We start from the raw sequence: 26,566 nt of genomic DNA, 5'->3' as shown, positions 1-26,566 counted from the left end.
GAATTTTTTGAAGAAAGCTTTTGCCTTTGCCAGTATGTTCGGCTAGATTAGCGCGCCTCGACAGACAGCAATGCTTGTCGAGACCCGGTGAAGTGTCCGAGTGGCTTAAGGAGCACGCCTGGAAAGTGTGTATACGAGAAATCGTATCGAGAGTTCGAATCTCTCCTTCACCGCCATATATAGAAAACCCCAGAAAGAGCAATCTTTCTGGGGTTTTTGCGTTTAGGCCGCACGTTTTGGCCTGATTGGTACAGCGCAGTGGTACAGATGACCGCCCCGGCAAAGCGCTCAGTTGGCTGACCACCACATTGCACGCTATTGCGGCTGTTTCTAAGAGCAACTTGGATTAGCGCGGCGGGCTTTGGTTGAAGCAATGAGGCCTAGACTAAAAGGTATAAATCCTTCGGTCAGGCTCTGTGATGAGATGGTTGTGGTTAGCCCTTTTACTTGTCCTCTGGCCGCTGGCACAGGCGGAGCCTCTGAGTATCCGTGTCTGTCATGACCGGGAGCCATTGCGGCCCTGGCGGCTTGAGGGGCAGCAGGGGCTGGATTTTGAGTTGATCCGTCAGTTGGAACCGCAGTTGGCGGTGCGGTTTGAATTTATTGCGCTGCCCTGGAAGCGCTGTTTGCTGAGCCTGGAGCAGGGGCGAGTGGATGGGGCCATGGGCGTCAGCTTCTCGGAAGAGCGTAGTGCGTTTGCCATGTACCCACTGCATGAGCAGCAACCCCATGCTGCCCTGCGCATGCGCAGTGAAAGTTATGTGCTGTATCGGCGTAAGGGTACGCCGGTGCGCTGGCAAGAGGGCGCGGTGGCTGATCTGCAGGGGGGTGTGGGCATCCAGCACGGCTACTCGGCTATCGATTTTCTGCAGCGTTTGGGCGTGCCAATCGACAGTAGCGCCGGCAGCTCGGAGGCAAATCTGTACAAGTTGCTCAAGGGGCGTATCGGGGCGGCCGTGTTGTTGGGGCAGGAAGGTGATTACTGGTTGCGCCACGATTTGGCGTTCCATGCGGCGCTGGAGCGGGTCGAGCCACCACTGCAGGAGAAACATTACTACCTGGTTTATTCGCGATCCTTTTATGAGCGCAACACGGCCCTAGTACAGCGCAGCTGGCAGGGCGTTGCAGTGGCGCGGGATTCGGCAATTTATCGTCAGCAACTGGATGCCAGCCTGCAGGATTGAGTAGGCGCCAGGCGTTGGGCACTTGTTAGACTGCGCGCCTGACGATTGGGGTTGGGCATGAAGGCGACTTGGGACATTTTCTGCAGCGTTGTCGATAACTACGGCGATATCGGGGTGACCTGGCGGTTGGCGCGGCAGTTGGTGGCCGAGCACGGTCTGGCGGTGCGGCTGTGGGTCGATGATATGGGCGCGTTTGTGCGCCTGTGTCCGCAGGCAGATGCGCAGGCGTTGCGGCAAGTCCAGCAAGGTGTTGAGGTCTGTTTATGGCGTGCCGAGTGGCAGGCTGTCGAGCCTGCGGATGTGGTGATCGAGGCGTTTGCCTGTGAATTGCCAGCCACTTATATAGGCGCAATGGCGCAGCGTTCGCAGAAACCACTCTGGCTCAATCTGGAGTATCTAAGTGCCGAGGAGTGGGTTGAGGGATGCCATGGTTTGCCTTCGTTGCAGTCCAATGGTTTGTCGAAGTTCTTCTTCTTTCCAGGTTTTACTGCAGGCAGCGGCGGCCTGTTGCGTGAGCGTGAGCTGCTGGTGCAGCGCCGGGCGTTTCAGGCAGATAGCGGCGTCCGCGAAGTGTTTCTGCGCAGCATTGGTGTAACGCCGTTGCCTGGGGCGCGATTGATCTCCCTGTTTGCCTATGAGAACGCTGCGCTGGCCAGTTGGCTGGATGTGCTGGCTGTCGACGCGCAAGCCAGCCAGTTACTGGTGCCGGAAGGACGCATTCTGGCGGATCTGCAGGCTTGGCTGGGCGGTGCGGCGCTGCAGGTCGGTGATAGTCGGCAACGCGGTCAACTGCATATCCAGGTGCTGCCGTTTATCCAGCAGGATCAGTACGACCGGTTGCTGTGGAGCTGCGATTTTAATGCGGTGCGCGGGGAGGATTCCTTTGTCCGTGCGCAATGGGCCGGGCGGCCGTTGCTCTGGCATATCTATGAGCAAGCGGACAACGCCCACCTGGAAAAGCTCGACGCCTTTCTTGCTCTCTATAAAGAGGGCTTATCAGCGGATGGGCAGCGTGCCCTGGTCGAGTTGTGGCATGCCTGGAATACCGGTCAGTCGGTCAAAGAAAGCTGGAATCAGCTGCTACAACGCTGGCCAGAGCAGCAAACACACGCCGAGCAGTGGTGTCTGCAACGGGCCTCTCAGGCCGATCTTGCCGAGGCGCTGGTGCTGTTTTACCTAAATTGGCTATGATACGCGGCCAAGAATTTTGTAATTCCATCCAAACCCGGATATTCGTATGAAAACCGCACAAGAAATGAAGCCCAACAGTGTGGCCCTGATCGACGGCCAACCTTGGCTGATCCAGAAGGCCGAATTCACCAAATCCGGTCGTAACAGCGCCATCGTTAAAATGAAGTTGAAGAACCTGCTGAGCGGCTCCTCAACTGAAACCGTGTACAAAGCCGACGACAAAATGGAGCCGGTGATCCTCGATCGCGTAGACGTGACCTACTCGTACTACAGCGAGCCGAACTACGTCTTTATGGACCAAGAGTTCAACCAGTACGAGCTGAACAAAGACGATCTGGAAAGCGTAATGCCGTACATCGTTGATGGCATGACCGACATCTGCGAAGCCGTATTCTTCGAAGGTAAAGTGGTTTCGGTTGACCTGCCGACCACCATCGTTCGCCAGATCACCTACACCGAAGGTTCCGCCCGTGGCGACACTTCCGGCAAAGTGATGAAGCCAGCTAAGCTGAGCAACGGCACCGAGATCAAAGTTGCTGACTTCTGCAACATCGACGACTGGATCGAAATCGACACCCGTACCGGTGAGTACAAATCCCGCGCTAAAGCTCCGGTCTAAGACCTGCTTTAACGGCGAGAAGAAAAAGCCCGACCTTGAGTCGGGCTTTTTTATGGCCAGCCATCCATGGCGGCCACCCTTCGGGTCGTCGCTGCGAGACGCTAAAAATGATTCCGATCATTTTTTATGCCTGCTGTTTCAGCTTTTAACTACGTTGTAGGCCACTTTGCAGCGCCAGATCCCAGGGCGCTACCGGGCCGAAGCGGGCCTTGAGAAACTCCAGCAACAAGCGACTGCGCGAGTCGGTTTCGCGCTCCAGGCGCAGGGCATAGATGCCGCTGGGCTCGGGAGTTGGCAGGCCGTTTTCGCAGAACAGCGGCAGCAGTTCGCCGCGCAGCAGGTAGTCGCTGATCAGCCAGGTCGGCAAATGAGCAATGCCCAAGCCGGCGAGGGCGCTGAACAATAGCGCCTCGGCATTGTTGGCGGTCATGCGCAGGCGCTTGGGGCGGCACAGTTGCAGTTTGCCGCCCTGCTCGAAGCGCCAGGCATAGGGCGGTGCCAGGCTGTCCCAGTCGAGGCCGTCATGCTCCAGCAGCTCATCAGGGCTACGCGGTACGCCGCGACGCGCCAGGTATTCGGGGCTGGCGCAGACGACCCGCACCATGGGTGATAGCGCGGTGGCGACCAGGCGGGTGTCGGCCAGGGGGCCGATGCGCAGCACCAGGTCGACCTCACCCAGGTGTGTGCCATGTAGATCGACGAAGCTGTCGATCAGGCGCAGTTGCACATCCAGCCCTGGATAGGCGACCAGAAACTCTGCAATCGCCGGAGCCAGATGGCGCCGGCCGAACGGTGCCGGCGCGTCGATGCGGATCAGCCCTTCCGGCGCGCTGCTCAGCGAGACGGCTTCGGCGCGAGCCAGGTGCAGCTCGGCGAGAATGCGCCTGGCCCGTTCGGCAAACGCCAGGCCGGCGGAGGTGGCGCGTACGGCATGGGTGCTGCGGCTGAACAGGTTGCTGCCCAGCGAGCGTTCCAATGCATCGATTCGCCGGGCCACAGCCGAGGGCGTCAGCGGGTGGCGACGGGCAGCGGCGGAAAAGCTGCCGGTTTCCAATACATCGAGAAACAGGCTGAGCTGGTCGGTCAGGCTATCGGGGTTCATGGTCAGAGCCTGCTATGCGTTATATGCAAAGCCATTTTGCGTTGCTGTGCGTTTCGCGGCTAGTGGCGAATAACTAGGCTGTGCAGCTTCACTCTGGAGCCTACCGATGACCTTGCTCGATTTTGCCTTGAACCTTCTGCTCGGATTGGCCCTCGGTACTCTGGGCGGTCTGTTTGGGATTGGCGGTGGGCTGATCGCCATTCCGGCGCTCGGCGTGTTGTTTGGCCTGGATCAACAGCTGGCTCAGGGTACGGCGCTGGTGATGGTGGTGCCCAATGTGCTGTTGGCGCTGTGGCGTTATCACCAGCGCAACCGTATCGACTGGCGGCATGCGTTGGCCCTGGCGGTGCCCAGCCTGATATTTGCTGTGCTGGGCGCGGGCTGGGCGGTCACTGTGGATGCCGAGCGCATGCGCCTGGGGTTCGTGGTCTTCCTAGTGTTACTGGCGGCCTACAACCTCTCTCGACTGTACAGCAAGCCGGCCATGCTCTCGGTTGGCCTGCGTTATCCCTGGCCCTGGCTGACACTGCTAGGCAGTGGCGCCGGTTTGCTCGGCGGGTTATTTGGTGTGGGTGGCGCGGTGCTGGCGACGCCGGTGCTGACTACGTTGTTCGGCACCAGCCAGGTCATGGCGCAGGGGCTGTCCCTGGCTCTGGCCGCGCCGAGCACTGCCGTGACGCTGGCGACTTACGCGGCCCATGATCACGTCGATTGGCTGCTGGGGGCGCCCCTGGCGCTGGGCGGTTTGCTGAGTATCAGTTGGGGCGTGAAGTGCGCCCACGCGCTGCCAGAGCGCGTTCTGCGCGGGCTGTTTGCCGGCTTTCTGCTGCTTTGCGCGGTATTGCTCGCGCTTAAAGTCTGAAACCTTCGACGATCTGTTCGGCCAGGGTCTCGGTGACCTGCGACTGGGTCTGGCTGTTACGCAGTAGCACGATACTGGCGGAGGGCATCACCGGCAGGCCCTCGGCAGTGCCGATGATGCGCATGTCTGGGGTAATTAGGCTTTGCAGCTGAGCGGTAATCGCCAGGCCCGCGCTGACTACCGCCATGATCGCCGACAGGCTTGGGCTGGTGTAGGCGATACGGTATTCGCGCTCCATGGCGTCCAGCGCGTTGCAGGCCCAGGAGCGGCAGAAGCACTGGGCATTGAACATCGCCAGTGGTAGCGGTTCCTGCTCATGCGGGCTGAAGCCATGGGCTTCGGCCCAGACAATTCGTTCTTGGCGCAGCAGTTGGCCAATTTCGGTGCCTGGCTCGCGGGTGACGATGGTCAGGTCGAGGTCCTGGCGCTGCAACAGCTGGAACGAAGGCTCGCAGTGCAATTCCACCTGCACCAGCGGATAGGCTTGGGCGAAGCGCGAAAGAATGCCCGGCATAAAACGCATCACATAGTCGTCCGGCGTGCCGATGCGCACGGTGCCAACCATATGCGGGGCACGCATGCTGGTCATCACTTCACTGTGCAATTTGAGAATGCGCCTGGCATAACCGAGCAGTAACTGGCCTTCGGCGGTGAGGCTGAACTGGCGACCGTCACGCACAAACAGCGGGCGCTGCACCACGTCGTCTTCCAGGCGCTTCATCTGCATGCTGACGGCCGACTGGGTGCGGTTGACCATTTCCGCAGCGCGGGTAAAACCGCCGTGATCGGCAATCGCGACAAAGGTGCGCAGCAGTTCGCTATCGATGCTCGGGTAGCTGGCCATACATCAATCTCCGAGATGCATTGCATAAGAAACATTCGTTGGATTGATCATAAGCCGAGCGCGAGACTGTCGCCAACCCCACAAGGAGGGCGACGAGATGAAAGGTCAAAAAGGTTATGCATTAGCCAGTGCCGGACGCTTACAGGGCCGCCGGCCTTTTGAAATACTGCGTGCGGTTGGCCGCCAGTTTTCCCGCTGGTGGCAGCTGGCCGAACAACGGCGGCGCCTGGCCATGCTCGATGATGCTGCGTTGAAGGACCTGGGCTTAAGCCGCGCGGATGTTATTCAGGAAAGCGAGCGCTCATTCTGGGATGATCCCATGGCGCGCTGAATCGCTGGCCGTGTGCATCGAGGCTGTGATGCGCTTGTAGGGCTCAGTCAGGGCAGTGGTTATTCAGGGATTTACATAAATAAGGAGAGCATTGATGTCTAGCTATCAACTCGCGCAGTTGAATATCGCCACGATGATGGAGCCGCTGGAGTCGCCAAGCATGGCCGACTTTGTCGCCAACCTGGAGCGCATCAATGCGCTGGCGGAAGCCTCGCCCGGCTATATCTGGCGCTTGCAGGACGAGGCGGGCGATGCCACGGCGTTTCGCCCGTTTGGCGATGATGTGCTGGTGAATCTGTCGGTATGGCGCGATGTGCAGGCGCTCAGCGATTACGTCTACAAGTCCGCCCATACCGAGATGCTCAAGCGTCGCCAGGAGTGGTTCAGCAAGGTCACTGAGGCGCATATGGTGCTGTGGTGGGTGCCGGCGGGGCATCGGCCATCGGTGCAGGAGGCTGCCGAGCGCTTGGCGTTGTTGCGTGAGCAGGGCGTTAGCGCCCAGGCGTTCAGCTTTCGCCAGGCGTTTGCGGCGCCGGATACGCGCGTGGCTGAGCCTGCCGAGTAGCGGTAAGCCATGGTTTGCTGCGGCTCTGTTTGAGTCGCGGGCTAGGCGGGCGGATCACCGGAGCGGCAAGCGTGCGGCGCATCCGCTACAATGCGCGCCGAATTTGTCTTGCCCGAGAGCCCGCCCATGTCCGCCTGCCAGACCCCGATCATCGTTGCCCTGGATTTCCCGACCCGTGATGCCGCACTGGCATTGGCTGATCAGCTCGATCCCAAGTTGTGCCGGGTAAAAGTGGGCAAGGAGCTGTTCACCCGTTGCGGGCCGGAGATCGTCAACGTGCTGGCCGGCAAGGGTTTCGAGGTGTTCCTCGACCTGAAATTTCACGACATTCCCAATACCACCGCCATGGCGGTCAAAGCCGCGGCCGAGATGGGCGTGTGGATGGTCAATGTGCACTGCTCGGGCGGCCTGCGCATGATGGCGGCCTGCCGCGAAACCCTGGACAAGCTTGCGGGGGCCAAACCGCTGTTGATCGGCGTAACCGTGCTGACCAGCATGGAGCGCGAAGACCTGGCCGGCGTTGGCCTGGATCTCGAACCGCAGGCGCAGGTGCTGCGTCTCGCTGGGCTGGCGGCGCAAGCCGGGCTGGATGGCCTGGTGTGTTCGGCTCAGGAAGCCCAAGCGCTGAAGGCCGCTTACCCGGCGCTGCAACTGGTGACGCCGGGGATTCGTCCGGCCGGCAGCGCTCAGGACGACCAGCGCCGTATTCTGACTCCGCGTCAGGCTCTGGATGTGGGTTCTGATTATCTGGTGATCGGCCGGCCGATCAGCAAGGCTGCCAATCCCGCCCAGGCGCTGGCAGCGGTGGTAGCTGAGCTGGCCTGATGCTGCTGCGGCAAGGCCGACATCGGTCTTGCCACACTGAATCTGCTTTAAAAGTTGTATACAATCGCCGCGTCTCGACTAGCCAGGTTTTCTCCATGCATCCCGCCGCCGAAGATTCGCCACTGGGCAAATCCAGTGAATACATCGCTACCTACACCCCGTCTTTGTTGTTCCCGATTCCGCGTGCCGCGAAATGGGCGGAACTGGGCCTGAGCGCCGAGACGCTGCCGTACCAGGGCGTGGATTTCTGGAACTGTTTCGAGTTGTCCTGGCTGTTGCCGTTGGGCAAACCGGTGGTGGCCATGGGCGAGTTCGCCATTCCTGCCGACTCACCGAATATCATCGAGTCGAAATCCTTCAAGCTGTACCTCAACTCGCTGAACCAGTCGGTGTTCAACAGCGCTGACGAACTGGTGGCGGTCCTGGTACAGGACCTCTCGGCAGCCGCCGGCAAACCAGTTGGCGTGCGTGTGCGCAGCCTGGCGGAGGTGACGGCCGACGGTGTGCAGGCCGCGCCAGGTATCTGCATTGACGAGCTGGATGTAGCCATCAGCAACTATGCGCAGCCGCAGCCTGAGCTGCTGCGCTGTGATGCCGCGCGAGTGGTCGAAGAGAGCCTGCACAGCCATCTGCTCAAATCCAATTGCCCGGTCACCGGCCAGCCGGATTGGGGCACGCTGGTGGTGCTGTACCGTGGTTTGGCGCTGGATCACGCCAGCCTGCTGGCTTATCTGGTGAGCTTTCGCCAGCATGCGGATTTTCACGAGCAGTGCGTGGAACGAATCTTCCTCGACCTGCAGCGCTTGCTCAAGCCCGAGCATCTGACGGTGTATGCGCGTTATGTGCGGCGTGGCGGGTTGGATATCAATCCCTATCGCAGCAGTGGGCCCATCAGTCCGGATAATCAGCGTTTGGTGCGCCAGTAATGCAAAACCCCAGCTAATGCTGGGGTTTTCGTTAGTGCTGCGTGCGTTTAGATGCCCATATTGGCCAGGCTCTGCACGATATTGCGCAGGGTGCCGGCGAGGGTTGGGTGGCTGGCTTCGAAGCGCTCCACTGCGAGGTTGACCCCGTCGATCAGGGTTGCGTCGGGGGCAGCTGCAGCCTGGCGGGCCAGCTGCAGTTCAATTTCCTGGGTCAGTACAAACAGCTCGGCACGTTCTTCTTCAGTCAGTGGTGGCTGCTCGGCCAGTTGGTCGCGCAGGTCTTGCAGTTGTTGCTGCAGGCGGCTTGCAGGCATGGAGTTCTCCCTTGGGTAATCGACAGATTGACTGACCTTGCGTGTGGGCGAAAGGTTCTGCATACCTTCAGGTTAATCCAAGCCCGCCGCCTTTGCTTGCTTTGGATCAAGCGTGAGGCATTGATTCAGCCTGCAATTTGGCGGTTGCTCAGGGCTTTTCGCCCTTGTAGCGACGCAGGCTGAGGTCCGCCAGACAGGTGGGCAGATCGCTGAGCTGGTCGATTACCGAGTGCACGCCAAGACGGTACAGGCTGAGGGTGGCTTGGCTGCGCAGGCGGTCACGCTCGCCCATCGGCAGGCTCTGCCAATCAGCCGGTGCCAGACCGCAGAGCGGGCCACTGATGGCCAGGCCGATGGTCCAGATGCCGGCATTCAACGCGGCTTGCAGCAGGCGCGGTTCGCCACTAACCAGTACGCAGCCTTCAAGCTGATCAACCTGCAGCTCCATCAAACTGCGCCAGACGGCGTCGGGTGCCGGCCATGGGCGCGTGCTGTGGCTGGATGTGCCGGGCAGCCAGTCCGGTAGCGCGCTGGCTAGGCTGATGCTGGCGTCGCGTGGCAGTTCATCCAGCCAGGCGCAGGGCACCGTTTGTTGGTGTAGTTGTTCAAGCAGGGGCAGGGCGGCATGCGTGGCTTCGGCATGCTCGCATGCGGTTTCGCAGAGGGCCTGCTGATAGGCCTGCCACTCTTCAGCCAAGGGTTCACGGCCCAGGGCCTGTTGCAGGCTCTGGTGATTGTCTGCCTTTGGGTAGAGGCGTTGCAGGGTCAGCGGGATGGTGCGTGCGCCGAAATCAACCAGGCAGCCGGACAGGCTAAACAGGATGGCGGTGAAGGCGGTGAAGGCGGGCGAGCTGGCGGGCGTTTGCATGGGCCGTCCTTGAAAATGGTCTAGTCCAGGCTAGTGCCTTCAGGTTACAGGCAGATGAAGGTTTTATTTCCGTTCGCGTTGCCGGCAATCGCTGGGCTGTACGGCAACAGGCGGTAAGATTTTTCAGCTATTTGTTCGTCCGCTATGCTGCCTATTTATAGAGCTGCCGCCTTATACTGCGCGGCCTGATTTGGCCGCCTGTGGCAGCCTGAGCATTTTCAAGGAGCGACTGTGATGCGTGTGACCGGTGCGAGCTGGATTGAACGATTGAGCCTGTTGATTGCCTGTACCGGCGTGCTGTTGCTGCCTGCACTGGCGCAAGCCAACGAAGAAGACCCGTGGCAGGGCTACAACCGCTTTATGTTTCGGGTCAACGATAACGTTGATACCTATACCCTCAAGCCATTGGCCAAGGGCTATCAGGCGGTGACGCCGCAGTTTCTTGAAGATGGCGTGCATAACGTCTTCCGCAACATCGGTGATGTCGGCAACCTGGCCAACAACCTGCTGCAAGGCAAGTTGCATGATGCCGGCGTTGATGGCGGCCGTTTGATCTTCAACACCACCTTCGGCCTGCTGGGCTTCTTCGATGTGGGCAGCGCCATGGGCCTGCAGCGCAGCGATGAGGATTTCGGTCAGACCATGGGCGTCTGGGGGCTCAATAGCGGGCCTTACGTCGTGCTGCCGTTGTTGGGGCCGAGCACCGTGCGTGATGCCTTCGGCAAAGTGCCGGACAGCATGCTGACCGCGCCTGCGTTTATCGATCACGTGCCGACGCGCAATGTGGTGCGCGGCGTTCAGGCAGTCGACGTGCGGGCCAGCTTGCTCAAGGCCGAGCGTATGGTCAGCGGTGATAAGTACATCTTTATCCGCAATGCCTACCTGCAGAATCGCGAGTTCAAAGTGCGCGATGGTGAGGTTGAAGACGATTTCTGAGTCGTTGGGTAAACAAAAAAGGCGGCCATTGCGGGCCGCCTTTTTTGTTGTCCGAGTATTTCAGCTCATGGAAATAATCGCCAAGCCTAATGCCTGGCGGCCGTCTTCCAGCGTGCTGACGCGCATCACTTCGGCTTGGGCATCCAGGCCGCGTAATTCGTTGTGATCAGAAGCGATGTGCACACATACCTTGTCGCCCATCTTCACCGCGCTTTCGGCTTCCAGCTGCATGCCGGTGCTGGACAGGTCGAGGCACAGTGCGGGGATTTCCTTGCCGTCATGGTGCAGGGTGACGGGGGCTTCTAGCCGCATGCGGATGTAATCGCGTTTCTCACTGTAGGCACGATCATTTTGGCTCATGGGCTTTTTCCTCTTGTTATGGGGGCTGTCCTGCAGCTCTTATAACCTTCGCCGATTTGAGGTGTAAAGTCGTGCGGCGACGACCGGCACACGCTTGAATCACGTAGCGGATGGGAGTACCGTCTGCGCCTTGAAGCAAGCCGAGTTCGCGCGTCCAGGCGGTTGCCCTGACGTATAAGCCAACCCATACCCGGCGCAGTTTGCCTGGATACCTCATGCACAAAACCAGTGCCACGCTGCTGATAATCGATGACGACGACGTAGTGCGTGCGAGCCTCGCAGCCTACCTGGAAGACAGTGGTTTTCATGTGCTGCAGGCCGCCAATGGCTTGCAGGGGCTGGAAGTCTTTCATGCCGAGTCGCCGGATCTGGTGATCTGCGATCTGCGCATGCCGCAAGTCGATGGTCTCGAGCTGATCCGCCGTATCAATGCCCTGCAAGTGGAAACCCCGGTGATCGTGGTGTCCGGTGCAGGCGTGATGAGCGATGCCGTAGAGGCCTTGCGCCTCGGTGCTGCCGATTATCTGATCAAGCCCCTGGCCGATCTTGCCGTGCTTGAGCACTCAGTGCGTCGTGCGCTGGACCGCGCCAATTTGCGACTGGAAAACCAGCGCTATCGCGACGAGCTGGAAACCGCTAACCGCGAACTGCAAGCCAGCCTGCATTTGCTGCAGGAGGATCAGAACGCCGGTCGCCAGGTGCAGATGAACATGCTGCCGGTGACGCCGTGGCAGGCCGATGGCTTGAACTTCGCGCATCAGATCATTCCATCGCTGTACCTGTCGGGCGACTTTGTCGACTATTTCCGCGTCGATGACAGCCGTATCGCTTTTTATCTGGCCGATGTTTCCGGGCATGGCGCTTCTTCGGCATTTATCACCGTGCTGCTGAAGTTTATGACCACGCGTCTGCTGTACGAGTCGCGGCGCGGCGGTAACCTGCCGGATTTCAAACCCTCAGAAGTGCTCGGCCATATCAACCGTGGCCTGATCAACTGCAAGCTGGGCAAACACGTGACCATGCTTGGCGGTGTGATCGACCAGGCCAACAACCGCCTGACCTACAGTATTGGCGGTCATCTGCCGCTGCCGGTGCTCTACAGCGACGGCCAGGCGCGTTACCTGGAAGGCCGCGGCCTGCCGGTTGGGCTGTTTGTAGAGGCCGAATACAACGATCTGGAACTTGAACTGCCGGAGGCCTTCAGCTTGACGCTGCTCTCCGACGGCATCCTCGATCTGCTGCCGGGCGATACCTTGAAAGACAAGGAAACCCTGTTGCCGCAGCTGATCAGTTCTGCGGGTGGCACCCTGGATGGCTTGCGTACGGCTTTTGGGCTGGCCAATCTAGGGGATATGCCGGATGATATCGCCTTGCTGGTGTTAAGCAGGAACCTTGCATGAACCCTGGGATAAGCCCCGGTAGAATCCAGTTTGCCGAGCAAGATGGCACGTTCATCTTGAAGTTTGTCGGTGAAGTGCGCCTGACGCTGTGTTCGGCCCTGGATTCGACCATCGAGAAAATCTTCACTGCGCTGAATTTCTCAGCCATCGTGATTGATCTCACCGAGACCCGCAGTATCGACAGCACGACCCTTGGGCTGCTGGCCAAGCTCTCGATTCTCTCGCGGCAGAAAATCGGTCTGTTGCCGACAGTAGTGACCACCCACGCCGATATCACGCGACTGTTGCAGTCGATGGGGTTCGATCAGGTCTTCAATATCGTCGACACACCCGTGCCGTGCCCGGATTGTCTGGACGATCTGCCGTCGCAGGATCAATCAGAAGAGCTGGTGCGCGCCAAGGTGCTGGAAGCGCACCGCATTCTGATGGGGTTGAACGACTCCAATCGCGAAGCCTTCCACGATCTGGTCAACGCCCTCGAGCATCATTGATTCGAGTGGCTAAACAAACGGGGCGCTCAATGAGCGCCCCGTTTGCTTTCAGGCCATTCAGGCTTGAGCGGTGAGCAGTTTTTCCAGCTTTTCCTGATCGCGGGCAAACAGACGAATGCCTTCGGCCAGCTTTTCGGTGCCCATGGCGTCTTCATTCATGGCCCAGCGGAATTGGCTTTCGCTCAGGCTCTGCTTGGCTTCGGCAGCTTTGCCAGGGCTGAGCAGGCGCGCCAGTGGCTGCTGATCATCGGCCAGTTGCTGCAGCAGCTCGGGGCTGATGGTCAGGCGATCACAGCCAGCCAGTTGTTCGATCTGGCCGATATTGCGGAAGCTCGCGCCCATTACCACGGTCTGGTAGGCGTTGGCTTTGTAGTAGTTGTAGATGCGCGTAACCGACTGCACGCCGGGATCTTTTGCGCCGACAAAATCACGGCCTTCGGCCTTCTTGTACCAGTCGTAGATGCGCCCAACGAAGGGCGAAATCAGAAATACGCCGGCATCGGCACAGGCCTGGGCCTGTGCGAAGGTGAACAGCAGGGTCAGGTTGCACTGGACGCCAGCCTTTTCCAGCTGCTCGGCAGCGCGAATACCTTCCCAGGTCGAGGCGATCTTGATCAGCACGCGCTCGCGACCAATACCGGCCTCTTCATACAGGCCAATCAGGCGTTCAGCGCGGCGCAGGGTGGCTTGTGTGTCGAAGGACAGGCGCGCATCCACCTCGGTGGAGATGCGACCGGGGATGATCTTGAGGATTTCGCCCCCTACTGCGACGCCGAAATGGTCACAGGCCAGGCCCAAGTCGCCTTTGCCGGCAGTCACTGCGCTTTTCAGCAGTGCGCTGTAACCAGGCATGGCAGCGGCTTTGAGCAGCAGGGAAGGGTTGGTAGTGGCATCGACCGGCTTCAGGCGGGCGATGGCGTCGAGGTCGCCGGTATCGGCGACCACAGTGGTGAACTGCTTGAGTTGATCCAGCTTGGAGGTCATGACACAGCCTTGTCGTTGCAGATGCACCGACCTTACCCGAGTCAGCGGCCTTGCAGCAATTGCGCCGCTTGATCGAATAGCGCCAAGGGCTCGCTGGTCTTGTGAATGTCCACCGAGAGCAGCTGGCGAAAGCGCCGCGCGCCATTGAAGCCCTGGCCCAGGCCGAGCATATGGCGGGTGATGTGGTGCATGCTGCCGCCTTCGGCGAGGTGTGCGGCGATATAGCCGCGCATGCTCTGCATGGCCTCGAAGCGGCTCATTACGGCGCGCGTTGAGCCAAACAGCTGCTGGTCAACCTGCGCCAGCAGGTAAGGGTTGTGGTACGCCTCGCGGCCCAGCATCACGCCATCGAAGGTGTCGAGATGCTGTTGGCAATCTTCCAGGGTCTTGATGCCGCCATTGAGGATGATTTCCAGCTCGGGGAAGTCCTGCTTAAGCTGCGCCGCCACCTCATAGCGCAGCGGCGGCACCTCGCGATTCTCCTTGGGCGATAGCCCTTCGAGAATGGCGATGCGCGCATGTACGGTAAAGCTGCGGCAGCCGGCATCGCGCACGGTGCCAACGAAATCGCACAGCTCGGCATAGCTGTCGCGACCGTTGATGCCAATGCGGTGCTTCACCGTTACCGGGATATCCACCGCATCCTGCATGGCTTTCACGCAGCCGGCGACTAGCTGCGGGTGGCCCATCAGGCAGGCGCCGATCATATTGTTCTGCACCCGATCGCTGGGGCAGCCAACGTTGAGGTTGACCTCGTTATAGCCAGCCTCTTGCGCCAGCTTGGCACAGGCCGCCAGATCCGCAGGCACGCTGCCGCCTAGCTGCAGAGCCAGCGGGTATTCTGCGGCGCTGTGACGTAGAAAACGCGCACTGTCGTTATGCAGGATCGCGCCGGTGGTGACCATCTCGGTGTAGAGCAGGGCGTTTTGCGATAGTTGGCGCAGGAAGAAGCGGCAGTGACGATCCGTCCAGTCCATCATCGGCGCTACGGAGAAGCGCCGAGAAAGCGTGGTTGGGGGCGTGTTGGCAGTAAGTACAGGGTTATCGGGCATCGGAGTCTGTCTGTTTGACGGCAGGCGCAGGGGCGGCGGTCGTAATTCGTTGGTTGTGCCGGGTGCGGGCAGTGTGGGTGCAATGCCCGGCAGTTTATCAGCCTGGAGAGGGTTTTCGCTTTTGCACATGACTTGACCGCTGCTCACTGGGGGAGTCTGGGCATTTTGTGCGGATGGGTTGGGTCATCGGCACTTCATCGTTATGCTCTGCGCCACAAACAAGCCAGTGGGTGAGTAATGTTTCAGTCTGTGCGCGTAGTAAAGCTTCTGCCGGTAGCCCTGTTTTTTCTGCTCGCTGCCTGCGCGGGTGGGCCGCAGCTGCAGCCTGAGACCAAGCGCTTGCCCGAGCGGGTCGAGTTGGCCGATGTGCCGTTCTTTCAACTCAGTGATGCGCAGGGCGGGCCTTCGGCGTTGGCGGCGCTGCTCAATCATCATGGGGTGATCAGTAGCCCTGGATTGGTGGATGAACGCATTCAGCAACTGGCCAAAGGGCAGAGCGCGCAAGCCGCGCTTGAAGCGGTGGCGCGCTCTTATGATCTGCTGGTCTACCCCTTGCCCGGTAATCTGGATGCGCTGATGCAACAAGTGTCTGCAGGGCATCCGGTGTTGGTGATGCAGGATCGACTATTTGGCGGGCCGGGTTCGCAGTTTGCGCTGCTGGTAGGCTATGACCAGCGCGAGCGCACTTTGGTACTGCGTTCGGGCAATACCCGGCGTTGGTACACCAGCTTTGCCAGTTTCGACGATGCCTGGGGCGAGGCGGGGCGTTGGGCGGTATTGGTCATGCCTACCAATCAATTGCCGGCGCAGCCGCTCAAGCAGGCGTGGTTGACGGCAGCTCAGGCCTTGCAGCAGCAAGGTCGTGCGGCGGCAGCGCAGCGGGCGTTGCGTACAGCGCGTCAGGCTTGGCCGGATGCGCAGCTGTAAAACCGTTGAAAGGTAGAATGACAAACGGCACCTCTTGAGGTGCCGTTTTTGTTTGCGGGCTGTGCTTTAGACGCCCAGTTTGTCACGCAGGGTGTAGTACCAGGCGCCCAGGGCGCTGAATGGCACCTGGAACAGGCGACCGCCCGGGAAGGGGTAGTGCGGCAGGTCGGCGAAGGCGTCAAAGCGTTCTGCCTGACCGCGCAGGGCTTCGGCCAGGACCTTGCCGGCCAGGTGGGTGTAGGTCACGCCGTGGCCGCTGCAGCCTTGTGAGTAGTAGATGTTGTCGCCGAGGCGACCGACTTGCGGCAGGCGCGACAGGGTCAGCAGGAAGTTGCCGGTCCAGGCGTAGTCGATCTTCACATCCTTCAACTGCGGGAAGGCCTTGAGCATCTTCGGGCGAATGATCGCTTCGATGTTCGCCGGGTCGCGTGCGCCATAGACCACGCCACCACCGAAGATCAGGCGCCTGTCGCTGGTCAGACGATAGTAGTCGAGCAGGTAGTTGCAGTCCTCGACGCAGTAGTCCTGCGGCAGCAAGCTTTTCGCCAGCTCAGCGGACAGGGGTTCGGTGGTGATCACCTGGGTGCCGCACGGCATCGATTTGGCTGACAGCTCAGGGATCAGGTTGCCCAGGTAGGCGTTGCCTGCAACAACCACGAACTTGGCTTTGATCCGACCATTGGGAGTATGCACAACAGGGTTTGCGCCGCGATCAATGCGGATGGCGGGTGACTGTTCGTAAATCACGCCGCCCAGCGACTCGACCGCCGCCGCTTCGCCCAGTGCCAGGTTGAGCGGGTGGATATGGCCGCCGCTCATATCGAGCATGCCGCCCACATAAGCGTCGCTGCCGACCACTTCACGGATGCGTTTTGCGTCCATCAGTTCCAGTTGGGTGTGGCCGTAGCGCTCCCAGAGTTTTTTCTGCGACTCGAGGTGCTTCAAGTGCTTGGGCGTGTTGGCAGCAAAGACGCCACCGTCCTTAAGATCGCACTGGATGTTGTACTTGGTGATGCGCTCACGAATGATCCGGCCGCCTTCGAAGGCCATGTCGCCCAGCAGTTGCGCCTGCTTGGGGCCAACGCTGCGTTCGATCACATCAATATCACGGCTATAGCTGTTAACGATCTGCCCGCCATTGCGGCCCGATGCGCCGAAACCGACCTTGGCCGCTTCGACGATGCGGACTTGAAAGCCGTTTTCGAGTAGGGCAATGGCTGTGGACAGGCCGGTGTAGCCCGCGCCGACGATGCACACGTCAGTCTCGACTTCACCATTCAATTCCGGGCGCGCCGGTACCGGGTTAGCGGAGGCCGCGTAATAGGATTGTGGATAAGCTGTGTGCGCCATTTTGCAACCTCTGTTCTTTATTTTTTACGAATGGGCGGATGCTACCTGAGTTGAAAAAGCTCGGCTAGTGGCCTGTGCGAAATATTAAACGCGCTGTAGAGCAGTAAAAAATTCAGTTATTCAGGCAGTTAGCGTAAAAAATAGGTTGACAGTTTTTTGCGCGGCCGTAGAATGCGCACCCATCGTAGGCACGTAGCTCAGTTGGTTAGAGCACCACCTTGACATGGTGGGGGTCGTTGGTTCGAGTCCAATCGTGCCTACCAGATTTGGTAGAAAAAGGGTCGCTTAGGCGGCCCTTTTTTATTGGGTTCTTGCCAGTAAGCCCGGCTTTCTGCAAGCATTCATGCGGTTAATCGCTGTTTAAAACCTCCAGTGACCCCGGTTTGGTTTTGGTTGGCTGAAAAGCTCCTGCCACTGTATGGCGGGTATACCGCCGAATCGCTTACTGGCTCATCCCAACCCATGTGGCCTTTGGTAGAGGTCACCACTAGGAGAGGAGGCGCCATGCCCATCATTACTCTTCCCGACGGCAGTCAGCGTTCGTTCGATCACCCGGTATCCGTACTCGAGGTGGCGCAATCTATTGGTGCTGGTCTGGCCAAGGCCACGGTAGCTGGCAAAGTCAATGGCAAGTTGGTTGATGCCTGTGACCTGATTGAAGCTGATGCAACCCTGCAAATCATTACGCCAAAAGATCAGGAAGGGCTCGAAATCATTCGCCACTCCTGCGCGCATTTGATTGGTCATGCGGTCAAGCAGTTGTTTCCGGCAGCCAAGATGGTAATCGGTCCGGTCATTGATGAGGGTTTTTACTACGACATCGCATCCGAGCGCCCATTTACTCTAGACGATGTGGCGGCAATCGAGCAGCGCATGCAGCAGCTGATCGAGAAGGACTACGACGTCATCAAGAAAGTAACCCCGCGCGCCGAGGTTATTGATGTGTTCACTGCGCGTGGTGAGGAATACAAGCTGCGTCTGGTTGAAGACATGCCGGATGAGCAGGCCATGGGCCTGTACTACCACGAAGAATACGTCGACATGTGCCGTGGTCCGCACGTGCCGAATACGCGCTTCCTCAAGGCGTTCAAGCTGACCAAATTGTCCGGTGCCTACTGGCGCGGCGATGCCAAGAACGAGCAGTTGCAGCGCGTGTATGGCACGGCCTGGGCTGACAAGAAGCAGTTGGCGGCTTATATCCAGCGTATCGAAGAGGCCGAGAAGCGCGATCATCGCAAGATCGGTAAGCGCCTCGATCTGTTCCATACCCAGGAAGAAGCGCCGGGTATGGTGTTCTGGCACCCGAATGGCTGGACCATCTATCAGGTGCTTGAGCAGTACATGCGTGGTGTTCAGCGCGACAACGGTTACCAGGAAGTGCGCACGCCGCAGGTGGTTGACCGTGTGCTGTGGGAGAAATCCGGGCACTGGGGCAATTACGCCGACAACATGTTCACCACTCAGTCGGAAAGCCGCGACTACGCGATCAAGCCGATGAACTGCCCGTGCCATGTGCAGATATTCAATCAGGGGCTCAAGAGCTACCGTGAGTTGCCGCTGCGTCTGGCTGAGTTTGGCTCCTGCCACCGTAATGAGGCCTCAGGCGCCCTGCACGGCATTATGCGGGTGCGTGGCTTCACTCAGGATGACGCGCACATCTTCTGTACTGAAGAGCAGGTCAAGAAAGAGGCCGCGGATTTCATCAAGCTGACCTTGCAGGTTTATGCTGATTTTGGTTTCAGCGACGTCAAGATGAAGCTCTCCACGCGCCCAGCCAAGCGCGTGGGTGATGATGCGTTCTGGGATCGTGCCGAAGAGGCGCTGGCCAATGCGCTGAATGAAGCGGGGCTGCCTTGGGAGTATCTGCCGGGGGAGGGTGCGTTCTACGGTCCGAAGATCGAGTTCACGCTGCTCGACTGTCTTGGTCGTGCCTGGCAGTGCGGTACGCTGCAGTACGATCCGAATATGCCTCAGCGTCTGGAAGCGAGCTACGTTTCTGAAGACAACAGCCGCAAAGTGCCGGTCATGTTGCACCGGGCAATTCTCGGTTCGTTCGAGCGTTTCATCGGTATTTTGATCGAGCACTATGAAGGTGCGTTCCCAGCTTGGCTGGCGCCGACTCAGGCCGTGGTGATGAATATCACTGACAAACAGGCCGATTTTGCTCTCGAAGTGGAAAAAACGCTCAATCAAAGCGGTTTTCGTGCCAAGTCTGACTTGAGGAACGAGAAGATAGGCTTTAAAATCCGCGAGCATACTTTGCTCAAGGTTCCCTATCTCTTGGTTATTGGAGATCGGGAGGTTGAGACGAAAACTGTCGCCGTGCGTACCCGTGAAGGTGCTGATCTGGGCTCAATGCCCATCACTCAATTCGCTGAATTTCTTGCGCAGGCGGTTTCCCGGCGTGGTCGCCAAGATTTGGAGTAATCATTATTAAGCGTGAAATGAGACAAGATAAACGAGCTGCACCGAAGGCCCCGATCAACGAGAATATCTCGGCACGTGAGGTTCGGTTAATTGGCGCTGAAGGTGAGCAGCTTGGGATTGTGTCAATTGAAGACGCGCTTCTTAAGGCCGAAGAGGCCAAGCTGGATCTGGTAGAGATTTCTGCCGATGCAGTGCCCCCTGTTTGTAAGCTGATGGACTACGGCAAATCGATCTTCGAAAAGAAGAAGCAGATTGCTGCTGCAAAGAAAAACCAGAAGCAGATTCAGGTTAAAGAAATCAAGTTTCGTCCAGGGACGGAGGAAGGGGATTACCAGGTAAAACTACGCAACCTGGTACGTTTCCTTAGTGATGGGGACAGGGCCAAGGTATCGCTTCGATTCCGCGGCCGTGAGATGGCGCATCAGGAGCTGGGCATGGAGTTGTTGAAGCGGGTTGAAGGTGACCTTGCTGAATACGGCACCGTTGAACAGCATCCAAAGATGGAAGGACGCCAGCTGATAATGGTCATCGCCCCCAAAAAGAAGAAGTAACCACCAGGGCACGGCAGGCCTTGCGGTTATGTTTATCAACTGAATGCGGAGTATCCGAACATGCCAAAGATGAAAACTAAGAGTGGTGCAGCCAAGCGTTTTCTCAAAACCGCTAACGGCTTCAAGCACAAGCACGCTTTCAAGAGCCACATCCTGACCAAGATGTCCACTAAGCGTAAGCGTCAACTGCGCGGTAGCACCATGGTGCATCCGTCTGACGTAGCAAAAGTGGCGCGCATGCTGCGCGTTCGTTAATCGGTCAAGATAGAGGAAATTACTCATGGCTCGTGTTAAGCGCGGCGTTATCGCTCGCAAGCGTCACAAAAAAATTCTGAAACTCGCTAAAGGCTACTACGGCGCACGTTCACGCGTGTTCCGCGTTGCCAAGCAAGCGGTGATCAAGGCAGGCCAGTACGCCTACCGCGACCGTCGCCAGAAAAAACGTCAGTTCCGCGCTCTGTGGATCGCTCGTATCAACGCTGGTGCTCGTGTTAACGGTCTGTCCTACAGCCGTTTCATTGCCGGCCTGAAAAAAGCGTCCATCGAGATCGACCGTAAGGTTCTGGCTGATCTGGCAGTGAACGAAAAAGCGGCGTTTGCTGCGATTGTCGAGAAAGCGAAAGCCGTACTGGCTTAAGTCCCCGACAATCACCGGGCTCGCCCGGTGCTAAACGTCACCAATAGGGGAAGAGCCTTCAAGCTCTTCCCCTATTTCGTATCTGGAGTCTGTAAATGGAAAATCTGGATGTGCTGGTCTCGCAAGCGCTTGAGGCCGTTAGCCACACCGACGATGTGAATGCCCTGGAGCAACTGCGGGTTCACTATCTGGGCAAGAAAGGCGAATTGACTCAGGTGATGAAGACCCTGGGCAATCTGTCGGCAGAAGAGCGCCCGCAAGCCGGTGCGTTGATCAATGCCGCCAAGGATCAGGTTCAGGATGCTCTGAACAGCCGTAAGGCAACTCTGGAACAGGCCGCGCTGAGCGCCAAGCTCGCCGCCGAAAAAATCGACGTGACCCTGCCAGGCCGTGGTCCGGTTTCTGGTGGCTTACATCCGGTAACCCGGACACTGGAGCGCGTTGAGCAGTTTTTCACCCGTATTGGCTACGGCATTGCCGAAGGCCCGGAAGTGGAAAACGACTATCACAACTTTGAAGCACTCAATATTCCAGGCCATCACCCGGCCCGGGCGATGCATGACACCTTTTATTTCAACGCGAATATGTTGCTGCGCACCCACACCTCTCCGGTTCAGGTGCGCACCATGGAATCGCAGCAACCGCCGATCCGCATCGTTTGCCCCGGCCGCGTTTATCGCTGCGACTCCGATATCACTCACTCGCCGATGTTCCATCAGGTCGAAGGCCTGCTGGTTGATGAGGGCGTGAGTTTTGCTGATCTCAAGGGCACCATCGAGGAGTTTCTCCGGGTGTTCTTCGAAAAGCCTCTGGGCGTACGTTTCCGTCCTTCGTTTTTCCCTTTCACCGAGCCATCGGCCGAAGTCGATATGCAGTGCGTGATGTGCAGCGGCAAAGGCTGCCGCGTGTGCAAGCAGACCGGCTGGCTGGAAGTCATGGGCTGCGGCATGGTGCATCCGAATGTGCTGCGCATGTCTGGCATTGATCCGGAGAAATACTCCGGCTTCGCCTTCGGTATGGGTGTTGAACGTCTGGCCATGCTGCGTTACGGCGTCAACGATTTACGGCTGTTCTTCGATAACGACCTGCGGTTCCTGGCGCAATTTCGCTAGCGCCCTCGCATTCCGTAATCGAATTGGTTCAGGAGAACAGACAGTATGAAATTCAGTGAACAATGGCTGCGCAGCTGGGTAAGCCCGCAGGTCTCGCGCGACGATCTGGTTGCCCGCTTGTCCATGGCCGGCCTTGAAGTCGACAGCGTATCGCTGGCCGCCGGTGTATTCAGTGGCGTGGTGGTGGGTGAGGTGCTGAGCACCGAGCAGCACCCCGATGCCGACAAACTGCGTGTGTGCCAGGTCAGCAGTGGTGCAGAAACCTTTCAGGTGGTGTGTGGCGCGCCGAATGTTCGCCTTGGTCTGAAAATTCCGTTCGCCATGATCGGTGCCGAACTGCCCGGCGACTTCAAAATCAAGAAAGCCAAGCTGCGCGGCGTTGAGTCCAACGGCATGCTCTGCTCGGCCTCTGAGCTGCAGATCAGCGAAGAAAATGACGGTCTGATGGAGCTGCCGGCTGATGCGCCGGTGGGCCAGGACATTCGTGTCTATCTGGATCTGGATGATGCCAGCATCGAGGTTGATCTGACCCCGAACCGCGGCGATTGCCTGTCGCTGGCTGGCCTGGCGCGTGAGGTGGGTGCCTTGTACGCCGCGCCTGTCGCTCGTCCGGTAGTTGATGCGGTTGCGCCGAGCCATGATGAAGTGCGTCCGGTTGAAGTTCTGGCTGCGCAAGCCTGCCCGCGCTACCTCGGCCGGGTGGTGCGCAATGTCGATCTGTCCAAGCCCACGCCGTTGTGGATGGTTGAGCGTCTGCGTCGCGCCGATGTGCGCAGTATCGATGCAGCTGTCGATATCACCAACTACGTGATGCTTGAGTTGGGTCAGCCACTGCATGCGTTTGACCTCGCCGAAATCAATGGCGGCATCCGCGTGCGTATGGCCGAGGAGGGCGAGAAGCTTGTTCTGCTTGATGGTCAGGAAGTCAGCCTGCGTAGCGATACGCTGGTGATCGCCGATCACAGCCGTGCCTTGGCGATTGCCGGTGTGATGGGCGGCGAGCACAGCGGTGTCAACGAAAAGACCCGCGACCTGTTCCTTGAAAGTGCGTTCTTCGACACTATTGCCATTGCTGGCAAGGCGCGCTCTTACGGTTTGCACACGGATGCATCGCACCGCTTCGAGCGTGGCGTGGACTGGCAGCTGGCGCGTGAGGCGATGGAGCGGGCGACTGCGTTGTTGCTGGAAATCGTTGGTGGCGAAGCCGGGCCGATTATCGAAGTCGTCAATCAGGAGCACTTGCCGAGCGTTGCGCCGGTCACGCTGCGTGCTGAGCGCGTCGAGCAGATGCTCGGCTTGAAGATGGATGATGCGGAAATTGTCCGTTTGCTGGCTGCTTTGGGCTTGGACATTCGTGCCGATGGCGAAGGGCAGTGGCAGGTTGGTGTGCCAAGTCACCGCTTCGATATCAGCCTGGAAGTCGATCTGATCGAAGAGCTTGCCCGCTTGTATGGTTACAACCGCTTGCCGGTGCGTTACCCGCAAGCGCGCCTGGCTCCGCAGGCCAAGGCCGAAGCGGCAGTCGAATTGCCTGCACTGCGCCGTTTGCTGGTTGCTCGTGGTTATCAGGAGGCGATCACATACAGCTTTATCGATCCCAAGTTGTTCGAGCTGTTCAATCCAGGCGTTGCGCCGCTGATGCTGGCGAACCCTATCTCCGCAGATATGGCGGCGATGCGCTCCTCCTTGTGGCCAGGCCTGATTAAGGCGCTTGAGCACAACTCGAATCGTCAGCAGTTGCGTGTGCGTCTGTTCGAAAGCGGCTTGCGCTTTGTCGGTCAGCTCGAAGGTTTGAAACAAGAGCCGATGCTGGCGGGCGTGATTTGTGGTGGTCGCTTGCCTGAAGGTTGGGCGCACGGTCGCGATGATGTCGATTTCTATGATGTGAAGGCTGATGTTGAAGCGTTGCTGGCCAGTGCAGGTGCGGGCGATAGCTTTGCATTTGTACCGGGCGAGCATGCGGCGCTGCATCCGGGGCAAACGGCGCGCATCGAGCGTGACGGGCGTGTCGTCGGTTTCCTCGGTGCCATTCATCCTGAGCTGTCGAAAGCGTTGGGTCTGGATCAGGCTGTCTTTATGTTTGAGCTGGTGCTGGGTGAGATCACTCAGGGTGTTATGCCGAAGTTCCAGGAGCTGTCTAAGTTCCCTGAAGTGCGGCGTGACCTGGCGGTGCTGGTCGATCGTGACGTGCCAGCGCAGGATTTGCTCGGCGCGATTCGTGAAGCAGCAGGCGAGTGGCTGACCGACCTCAAGCTATTTGACGTGTATCACGGTAAAGGTATTGATCCTCATAGAAAAAGCCTTGCTGTTGGCTTGACCTGGCAGCATCCATCGCGCACTCTTAATGACGATGAGGTGAGCACCACAACGCAAAATATTCTCACCTCCCTGGAACAAAGGTTCAACGCCACGTTAAGGAAGTAGCGTATGGGGGCTCTGACGAAAGCTGAGATGGCGGAACGTCTGTATGAAGAGCTGGGCCTGAATAAACGGGAAGCCAAGGAGTTGGTGGAGCTGTTCTTTGAGGAAATCCGCCAAGCGCTGGAGCTCAACGAACAGGTCAAGCTCTCGGGGTTCGGTAACTTTGATCTGCGCGATAAGCGTCAGCGCCCCGGTCGCAATCCAAAAACAGGAGAGGAAATTCCGATTACGGCTCGCCGTGTCGTGACTTTCCGTCCAGGCCAGAAACTTAAAGCCAGGGTCGAGGCGTATGCTGGAACCAAGTCATAACGACGAACTACCCGTCATACCCGGCAAGCGTTACTTCACCATTGGTGAAGTTAGCGAGCTATGTGCCGTTAAACCGCATGTGTTGCGTTATTGGGAGCAGGAGTTCCCACAACTCAACCCGGTTAAGCGGCGTGGTAATCGCCGCTATTATCAGCGCCAGGATGTGCTGATGATTCGGCAGATTCGTGCGCTCTTGTACGATCAAGGCTTCACCATCGGTGGCGCGCGTCAGCGTCTTTCAGGCGATGAAGCTAAAGATGACAGCACCCAGTACAAGCAGCTGATCAAGCAGATGATTACTGAGCTTGAAGACGTATTGCTGGTGCTTAGAAAATAGTCGCCGCACTCAAAAAGTTTCCACATTTCAGAAGCTTAATGTATAGTTCGCGACGTTTTCGGTATCTGAAAACTGATTCACGCCTAGTCGGGGCGTAGCGCAGTCCGGTAGCGCACTAGCATGGGGTGCTAGGGGTCGAGTGTTCGAATCACTCCGTCCCGACCATATAATTCAAGCATTAGAGCCTGGTCAGTGATGAGCAGGCTTTTTTGTGTCAGGGACTTTTGCGGGACTTTTTTCATCCTGCCTTCCTCCTCAGTATTGTCAGCGCCGGCCCACGTGAGTCGGTAGCCGAAATTTTGTTTGCTTCATCAATCAGCTTGCCCAGTTCTGCGCCCGAGTAGTGGCTGGTGATGCTGCCGTTCTTGTGGCCTAACAGGGCCTTTCTGTCTTCCTCAGTGACTCTTGCAGCCCATAGTCTTCGACCAAGGATGTGCTTCAGGTCGTGGGCGCGTATCGAGGCAGAGGGAAGGCGAGCTGCCTGAGGATATGCCGATTGCCGCGCTGCTTAATAAAGCAGGCCTAGTGAAGAACGCCGCGATGGCGCGTGATCTGTTGGGCTCCGGCAGTGTGCGCGTGGATGGTGAGGTGGTGGATCGCGCCTTCATATATAAGGTGGGTGCTGTGCGCGTCTGCCAGGCGGGCAAGAAAGCGTTCGCGCGTATCACGCTTAAGGCCGAGTAATCGGTTGCACGCTTGCGTGATGGTTTCGACAAAGCCGTTGAAGCGCCAGCTTCAACGGCTTTGTCGTTTCTGCAGGCGGCGCGCTAGTGGTTCGTGTGGCTACAGCCCTTGAGTTCGTGGGTGTTGCAACAAAAGTATAACAATCGATTGACCTTCGTTCGGCAGTCCCTATAATGCGCAGCTCTTCAGGCGTATGTGGTCCTTTAAACTTCTTATAAAACAAGAAGTTAGATTTAAAAGAAGGGTTGCAAAGCAGCGAAAGCTGCGTAGAATGCGCCTCCTCTTCAGGAGGTGGTGTTTGAGTCTGAAGGGGTTCGGTCGGGTTGATCGGAGGCGGTAAAAGAGGCGGTTGACAGCGGTTTGAAACGCTGTAGAATTCGCCTCCCGCTGACGAGAAGCTTAAGGCTGAATGAAGGCGCAAGTGGTTGAGATTGAAAAGAAATTTTCGAAATCACTTGACGGAAGATGAGGCTGCTGTAGAATGCGCGCCTCGGTTGAGACGAAAGAATCAACCACCCGCTCTTTAACAACTGAATCAAGCAATTCGTGTGGGTGCTTGTGAGGTAAGACTGCTAGTCGCAAGATTGTCAGCATCACAAGTTACTCCGCGAGAAATCAAAGATGTAACCAACGATTGCTGAGCTAAGTTTAGGGTTTTCTCAAAACCCAAGCAGTATTGAACTGAAGAGTTTGATCATGGCTCAGATTGAACGCTGGCGGCAGGCCTAACACATGCAAGTCGAGCGGTAGAGAGAAGCTTGCTTCTCTTGAGAGCGGCGGACGGGTGAGTAATGCCTAGGAATCTGCCTAGTGGTGGGGGATAACGTTCGGAAACGGACGCTAATACCGCATACGTCCTACGGGAGAAAGCGGGGGACCTTCGGGCCTCGGCTCCGGCTGGCTGACCGAAGGCGCAGTGCTGCACGGCCAGATACTGGCGCGGGTACGGCGTAACAG

28 protein-coding genes, 3 tRNA genes, 1 rRNA gene and 2 pseudogenes are annotated in these 26,566 nt (G+C 58.3%); 25 read left to right on the top strand and 9 right to left on the bottom strand.

Annotation, left to right across the window (positions count from 1 at the left end):
- The first annotated feature begins 86 nt into the window (after positions 1–86).
- The 4 genes from ACQ4LH_RS18670 (at position 87) to efp (ending at position 2,994) form a co-directional block, all read left to right on the top strand.
- Positions 87–176 (top strand) — tRNA-Ser (locus ACQ4LH_RS18670).
- A gap of 243 nt (positions 177–419) precedes the next feature.
- Positions 420–1,184, top strand: a complete 765-nt coding sequence (locus tag ACQ4LH_RS18665; protein WP_430698574.1) for a substrate-binding periplasmic protein — start codon at positions 420–422, stop codon at positions 1,182–1,184.
- Between the two features lie 57 nt (positions 1,185–1,241).
- Positions 1,242–2,375 carry an elongation factor P maturation arginine rhamnosyltransferase EarP gene (gene earP / locus ACQ4LH_RS18660; RefSeq protein WP_430698573.1) on the top strand — a complete coding sequence of 378 codons (1,134 nt, stop codon included), beginning with the start codon at positions 1,242–1,244 and terminating at the stop codon, positions 2,373–2,375.
- 46 nt (positions 2,376–2,421) lie between these two features.
- The gene (efp, locus tag ACQ4LH_RS18655; protein ID WP_430698572.1) at positions 2,422–2,994 is read left to right on the top strand and encodes an elongation factor P; all 573 of its coding nucleotides are present in this window, start codon (positions 2,422–2,424) and stop codon (positions 2,992–2,994) included.
- Between the two features lie 145 nt (positions 2,995–3,139).
- Here efp and ACQ4LH_RS18650 read toward each other — a convergent pair whose 3' ends face one another.
- The gene (locus ACQ4LH_RS18650) at positions 3,140–4,096 is read right to left on the bottom strand and encodes a LysR family transcriptional regulator (RefSeq protein ID WP_430698571.1); all 957 of its coding nucleotides are present in this window, start codon (positions 4,094–4,096) and stop codon (positions 3,140–3,142) included.
- Between the two features lie 106 nt (positions 4,097–4,202).
- On the opposite strand from ACQ4LH_RS18650, the gene ACQ4LH_RS18645 reads away from it, so the two are divergent.
- On the top strand, positions 4,203–4,958 hold the full coding sequence (locus ACQ4LH_RS18645) for a sulfite exporter TauE/SafE family protein (RefSeq protein WP_430698570.1): 756 nt from the start codon (positions 4,203–4,205) through the stop codon (positions 4,956–4,958).
- Here ACQ4LH_RS18645 and ACQ4LH_RS18640 read toward each other — a convergent pair.
- Positions 4,948–5,802, bottom strand: a complete 855-nt coding sequence (locus ACQ4LH_RS18640; RefSeq protein ID WP_430698569.1) for a LysR substrate-binding domain-containing protein — start codon at positions 5,800–5,802, stop codon at positions 4,948–4,950. The two genes, ACQ4LH_RS18645 and ACQ4LH_RS18640, sit on opposite strands and share 11 nt — an antisense overlap.
- A gap of 97 nt (positions 5,803–5,899) precedes the next feature.
- Between ACQ4LH_RS18640 and ACQ4LH_RS18635 the strand changes: the two genes are divergently transcribed.
- The 4 genes from ACQ4LH_RS18635 to queF all read left to right on the top strand — a co-directional run bounded on the left by ACQ4LH_RS18635 (position 5,900) and on the right by queF (position 8,449).
- Positions 5,900–6,133, top strand: coding sequence for a DUF1127 domain-containing protein (locus ACQ4LH_RS18635; RefSeq protein WP_430698568.1), 234 nt, complete (start codon positions 5,900–5,902; stop codon positions 6,131–6,133).
- A 94-nt stretch (positions 6,134–6,227) separates the two neighbouring features.
- Complete coding sequence (locus ACQ4LH_RS18630) at positions 6,228–6,698, top strand: DUF3291 domain-containing protein (protein ID WP_430698567.1); 471 nt, start codon at positions 6,228–6,230, stop codon at positions 6,696–6,698.
- Between the two features lie 126 nt (positions 6,699–6,824).
- Entirely contained in the window at positions 6,825–7,523 is a 699-nt protein-coding gene (gene pyrF, locus ACQ4LH_RS18625; protein ID WP_430698566.1) for an orotidine-5'-phosphate decarboxylase, read from the top strand.
- Positions 7,524–7,618: 95 nt separating this feature from the next.
- A complete protein-coding gene (gene queF / locus ACQ4LH_RS18620; RefSeq protein WP_430698565.1) occupies positions 7,619–8,449 on the top strand; it encodes an NADPH-dependent 7-cyano-7-deazaguanine reductase QueF in 831 nt (276 codons plus the stop codon).
- A 47-nt stretch (positions 8,450–8,496) separates the two neighbouring features.
- Here queF and ACQ4LH_RS18615 read toward each other — a convergent pair whose 3' ends face one another.
- Both ACQ4LH_RS18615 and ACQ4LH_RS18610 read right to left on the bottom strand, forming a co-directional pair.
- Positions 8,497–8,763: a DUF4404 family protein gene (locus ACQ4LH_RS18615; RefSeq protein WP_090247740.1), complete on the bottom strand. Its 267-nt coding sequence runs from the start codon at positions 8,761–8,763 to the stop codon at positions 8,497–8,499.
- A 148-nt stretch (positions 8,764–8,911) separates the two neighbouring features.
- Entirely contained in the window at positions 8,912–9,631 is a 720-nt protein-coding gene (locus ACQ4LH_RS18610; protein WP_430698564.1) for an HAD family phosphatase, read from the bottom strand.
- 234 nt (positions 9,632–9,865) lie between these two features.
- On the opposite strand from ACQ4LH_RS18610, the gene ACQ4LH_RS18605 reads away from it, so the two are divergent.
- Positions 9,866–10,567 carry an MlaA family lipoprotein gene (locus ACQ4LH_RS18605; protein ID WP_430698563.1) on the top strand — a complete coding sequence of 234 codons (702 nt, stop codon included), beginning with the start codon at positions 9,866–9,868 and terminating at the stop codon, positions 10,565–10,567.
- 60 nt (positions 10,568–10,627) lie between these two features.
- On the opposite strand, the gene ACQ4LH_RS18600 is transcribed toward ACQ4LH_RS18605, so the two are convergent.
- Positions 10,628–10,927: a PilZ domain-containing protein gene (locus ACQ4LH_RS18600; protein ID WP_430698562.1), complete on the bottom strand. Its 300-nt coding sequence runs from the start codon at positions 10,925–10,927 to the stop codon at positions 10,628–10,630.
- Positions 10,928–11,142: 215 nt separating this feature from the next.
- Between ACQ4LH_RS18600 and rssB the strand changes: the two genes are divergently transcribed.
- Together rssB and rssC are read left to right on the top strand one after the other, a co-directional pair.
- Positions 11,143–12,327, top strand: a complete 1,185-nt coding sequence (rssB, locus tag ACQ4LH_RS18595) for a two-component system response regulator RssB (protein WP_430698561.1) — start codon at positions 11,143–11,145, stop codon at positions 12,325–12,327.
- Positions 12,328–12,335: 8 nt separating this feature from the next.
- Complete coding sequence (gene rssC / locus ACQ4LH_RS18590; RefSeq protein WP_160016356.1) at positions 12,336–12,818, top strand: anti-sigma factor antagonist RssC; 483 nt, start codon at positions 12,336–12,338, stop codon at positions 12,816–12,818.
- Between the two features lie 57 nt (positions 12,819–12,875).
- On the opposite strand, the gene tal is transcribed toward rssC, so the two are convergent.
- Together tal and dusA are read right to left on the bottom strand one after the other, a co-directional pair.
- Complete coding sequence (gene tal, locus ACQ4LH_RS18585; RefSeq protein WP_430698560.1) at positions 12,876–13,802, bottom strand: transaldolase; 927 nt, start codon at positions 13,800–13,802, stop codon at positions 12,876–12,878.
- Positions 13,803–13,843: 41 nt separating this feature from the next.
- A complete protein-coding gene (gene dusA, locus ACQ4LH_RS18580) occupies positions 13,844–14,854 on the bottom strand; it encodes a tRNA dihydrouridine(20/20a) synthase DusA (protein WP_430698558.1) in 1,011 nt (336 codons plus the stop codon).
- Between the two features lie 249 nt (positions 14,855–15,103).
- Between dusA and ACQ4LH_RS18575 the strand changes: the two genes are divergently transcribed.
- Positions 15,104–15,781 (top strand): PA2778 family cysteine peptidase, encoded by a 678-nt coding sequence (locus tag ACQ4LH_RS18575; protein WP_430698557.1) that lies wholly within the window; start codon positions 15,104–15,106, stop codon positions 15,779–15,781.
- Between the two features lie 66 nt (positions 15,782–15,847).
- Here the strand turns inward: ACQ4LH_RS18575 and ACQ4LH_RS18570 are convergent, their stop codons facing one another.
- Complete coding sequence (locus ACQ4LH_RS18570) at positions 15,848–17,131, bottom strand: NAD(P)/FAD-dependent oxidoreductase (RefSeq protein ID WP_430698556.1); 1,284 nt, start codon at positions 17,129–17,131, stop codon at positions 15,848–15,850.
- 186 nt (positions 17,132–17,317) lie between these two features.
- Here ACQ4LH_RS18570 and ACQ4LH_RS18565 point away from each other — a divergent pair.
- From ACQ4LH_RS18565 to ACQ4LH_RS18520, 10 genes are all read left to right on the top strand, one after another.
- Positions 17,318–17,394 (top strand) — tRNA-Val (locus ACQ4LH_RS18565).
- Between the two features lie 241 nt (positions 17,395–17,635).
- Positions 17,636–19,558: a threonine--tRNA ligase gene (gene thrS, locus ACQ4LH_RS18560; RefSeq protein WP_430698555.1), complete on the top strand. Its 1,923-nt coding sequence runs from the start codon at positions 17,636–17,638 to the stop codon at positions 19,556–19,558.
- On the top strand, positions 19,558–20,109 hold the full coding sequence (infC, locus tag ACQ4LH_RS18555; RefSeq protein ID WP_169852835.1) for a translation initiation factor IF-3: 552 nt from the start codon (positions 19,558–19,560) through the stop codon (positions 20,107–20,109). Before thrS ends, infC begins: the two co-directional genes overlap by 1 nt.
- A 60-nt stretch (positions 20,110–20,169) precedes the next feature.
- Entirely contained in the window at positions 20,170–20,364 is a 195-nt protein-coding gene (rpmI, locus tag ACQ4LH_RS18550) for a 50S ribosomal protein L35 (RefSeq protein ID WP_079202156.1), read from the top strand.
- 25 nt (positions 20,365–20,389) lie between these two features.
- On the top strand, positions 20,390–20,746 hold the full coding sequence (gene rplT / locus ACQ4LH_RS18545; protein ID WP_040069108.1) for a 50S ribosomal protein L20: 357 nt from the start codon (positions 20,390–20,392) through the stop codon (positions 20,744–20,746).
- A gap of 95 nt (positions 20,747–20,841) precedes the next feature.
- Entirely contained in the window at positions 20,842–21,858 is a 1,017-nt protein-coding gene (gene pheS, locus ACQ4LH_RS18540; protein ID WP_430698554.1) for a phenylalanine--tRNA ligase subunit alpha, read from the top strand.
- Between the two features lie 45 nt (positions 21,859–21,903).
- Positions 21,904–24,282, top strand: a complete 2,379-nt coding sequence (gene pheT / locus ACQ4LH_RS18535; RefSeq protein WP_430698553.1) for a phenylalanine--tRNA ligase subunit beta — start codon at positions 21,904–21,906, stop codon at positions 24,280–24,282.
- A 3-nt stretch (positions 24,283–24,285) separates the two neighbouring features.
- Positions 24,286–24,588: an integration host factor subunit alpha gene (gene ihfA, locus ACQ4LH_RS18530; RefSeq protein WP_003243414.1), complete on the top strand. Its 303-nt coding sequence runs from the start codon at positions 24,286–24,288 to the stop codon at positions 24,586–24,588.
- Complete coding sequence (locus ACQ4LH_RS18525; protein ID WP_090256190.1) at positions 24,569–24,925, top strand: MerR family transcriptional regulator; 357 nt, start codon at positions 24,569–24,571, stop codon at positions 24,923–24,925. The genes ihfA and ACQ4LH_RS18525 overlap by 20 nt, the downstream gene beginning before the upstream one ends.
- Before the next feature lie 88 nt (positions 24,926–25,013).
- Positions 25,014–25,090: transfer RNA gene (locus ACQ4LH_RS18520), tRNA-Pro, on the top strand.
- Positions 25,091–25,163: 73 nt separating this feature from the next.
- On the opposite strand, the pseudogene ACQ4LH_RS18515 reads toward ACQ4LH_RS18520, so the two are convergent.
- Positions 25,164–25,388 (bottom strand): annotated as a pseudogene (locus ACQ4LH_RS18515) (tyrosine-type recombinase/integrase); the annotation flags it as partial.
- On the opposite strand from ACQ4LH_RS18515, the pseudogene ACQ4LH_RS18510 reads away from it, so the two are divergent.
- Together ACQ4LH_RS18510 and ACQ4LH_RS18505 are read left to right on the top strand one after the other, a co-directional pair.
- A pseudogene (locus tag ACQ4LH_RS18510) lies at positions 25,382–25,609 on the top strand (S4 domain-containing protein); the annotation flags it as partial. The pseudogenes ACQ4LH_RS18515 and ACQ4LH_RS18510 sit on opposite strands and share 7 nt — an antisense overlap.
- A 678-nt stretch (positions 25,610–26,287) precedes the next feature.
- Positions 26,288–26,566, top strand: a 16S ribosomal RNA gene (locus tag ACQ4LH_RS18505); the annotation flags it as partial.

The organism is Pseudomonas peli (assembly GCF_050563605.1).
GTDB classification, from domain to species: Bacteria; Pseudomonadota; Gammaproteobacteria; order Pseudomonadales; family Pseudomonadaceae; genus Aquipseudomonas; species Aquipseudomonas peli_A.
This window is presented reverse-complemented; position numbering and strand designations above follow the sequence as displayed.

Bases quoted from the DNA above. Each gene is read 5' to 3' on its own strand.
- ACQ4LH_RS18665 (WP_430698574.1), top strand. From the start codon at position 420: ATGAGATGGTTGTGGTTAGCCCTTTTACTTGTCCTCTGGCCGCTGGCA.
- earP (WP_430698573.1), top strand. From the start codon at position 1,242: ATGAAGGCGACTTGGGACATTTTCTGCAGCGTTGTCGATAACTACGGC.
- efp (WP_430698572.1), top strand. From the start codon at position 2,422: ATGAAAACCGCACAAGAAATGAAGCCCAACAGTGTGGCCCTGATCGAC.
- ACQ4LH_RS18650 (WP_430698571.1), bottom strand. From the start codon at position 4,096: ATGAACCCCGATAGCCTGACCGACCAGCTCAGCCTGTTTCTCGATGTA.
- ACQ4LH_RS18645 (WP_430698570.1), top strand. From the start codon at position 4,203: ATGACCTTGCTCGATTTTGCCTTGAACCTTCTGCTCGGATTGGCCCTC.
- ACQ4LH_RS18640 (WP_430698569.1), bottom strand. From the start codon at position 5,802: ATGGCCAGCTACCCGAGCATCGATAGCGAACTGCTGCGCACCTTTGTC.
- ACQ4LH_RS18635 (WP_430698568.1), top strand. From the start codon at position 5,900: ATGAAAGGTCAAAAAGGTTATGCATTAGCCAGTGCCGGACGCTTACAG.
- ACQ4LH_RS18630 (WP_430698567.1), top strand. From the start codon at position 6,228: ATGTCTAGCTATCAACTCGCGCAGTTGAATATCGCCACGATGATGGAG.
- pyrF (WP_430698566.1), top strand. From the start codon at position 6,825: ATGTCCGCCTGCCAGACCCCGATCATCGTTGCCCTGGATTTCCCGACC.
- queF (WP_430698565.1), top strand. From the start codon at position 7,619: ATGCATCCCGCCGCCGAAGATTCGCCACTGGGCAAATCCAGTGAATAC.
- ACQ4LH_RS18615 (WP_090247740.1), bottom strand. From the start codon at position 8,763: ATGCCTGCAAGCCGCCTGCAGCAACAACTGCAAGACCTGCGCGACCAA.
- ACQ4LH_RS18610 (WP_430698564.1), bottom strand. From the start codon at position 9,631: ATGCAAACGCCCGCCAGCTCGCCCGCCTTCACCGCCTTCACCGCCATC.
- ACQ4LH_RS18605 (WP_430698563.1), top strand. From the start codon at position 9,866: ATGCGTGTGACCGGTGCGAGCTGGATTGAACGATTGAGCCTGTTGATT.
- ACQ4LH_RS18600 (WP_430698562.1), bottom strand. From the start codon at position 10,927: ATGAGCCAAAATGATCGTGCCTACAGTGAGAAACGCGATTACATCCGC.
- rssB (WP_430698561.1), top strand. From the start codon at position 11,143: ATGCACAAAACCAGTGCCACGCTGCTGATAATCGATGACGACGACGTA.
- tal (WP_430698560.1), bottom strand. From the start codon at position 13,802: ATGACCTCCAAGCTGGATCAACTCAAGCAGTTCACCACTGTGGTCGCC.
- dusA (WP_430698558.1), bottom strand. From the start codon at position 14,854: ATGCCCGATAACCCTGTACTTACTGCCAACACGCCCCCAACCACGCTT.
- ACQ4LH_RS18570 (WP_430698556.1), bottom strand. From the start codon at position 17,131: ATGGCGCACACAGCTTATCCACAATCCTATTACGCGGCCTCCGCTAAC.
- thrS (WP_430698555.1), top strand. From the start codon at position 17,636: ATGCCCATCATTACTCTTCCCGACGGCAGTCAGCGTTCGTTCGATCAC.
- rpmI (WP_079202156.1), top strand. From the start codon at position 20,170: ATGCCAAAGATGAAAACTAAGAGTGGTGCAGCCAAGCGTTTTCTCAAA.
- rplT (WP_040069108.1), top strand. From the start codon at position 20,390: ATGGCTCGTGTTAAGCGCGGCGTTATCGCTCGCAAGCGTCACAAAAAA.
- pheS (WP_430698554.1), top strand. From the start codon at position 20,842: ATGGAAAATCTGGATGTGCTGGTCTCGCAAGCGCTTGAGGCCGTTAGC.
- pheT (WP_430698553.1), top strand. From the start codon at position 21,904: ATGAAATTCAGTGAACAATGGCTGCGCAGCTGGGTAAGCCCGCAGGTC.
- ihfA (WP_003243414.1), top strand. From the start codon at position 24,286: ATGGGGGCTCTGACGAAAGCTGAGATGGCGGAACGTCTGTATGAAGAG.
- ACQ4LH_RS18525 (WP_090256190.1), top strand. From the start codon at position 24,569: ATGCTGGAACCAAGTCATAACGACGAACTACCCGTCATACCCGGCAAG.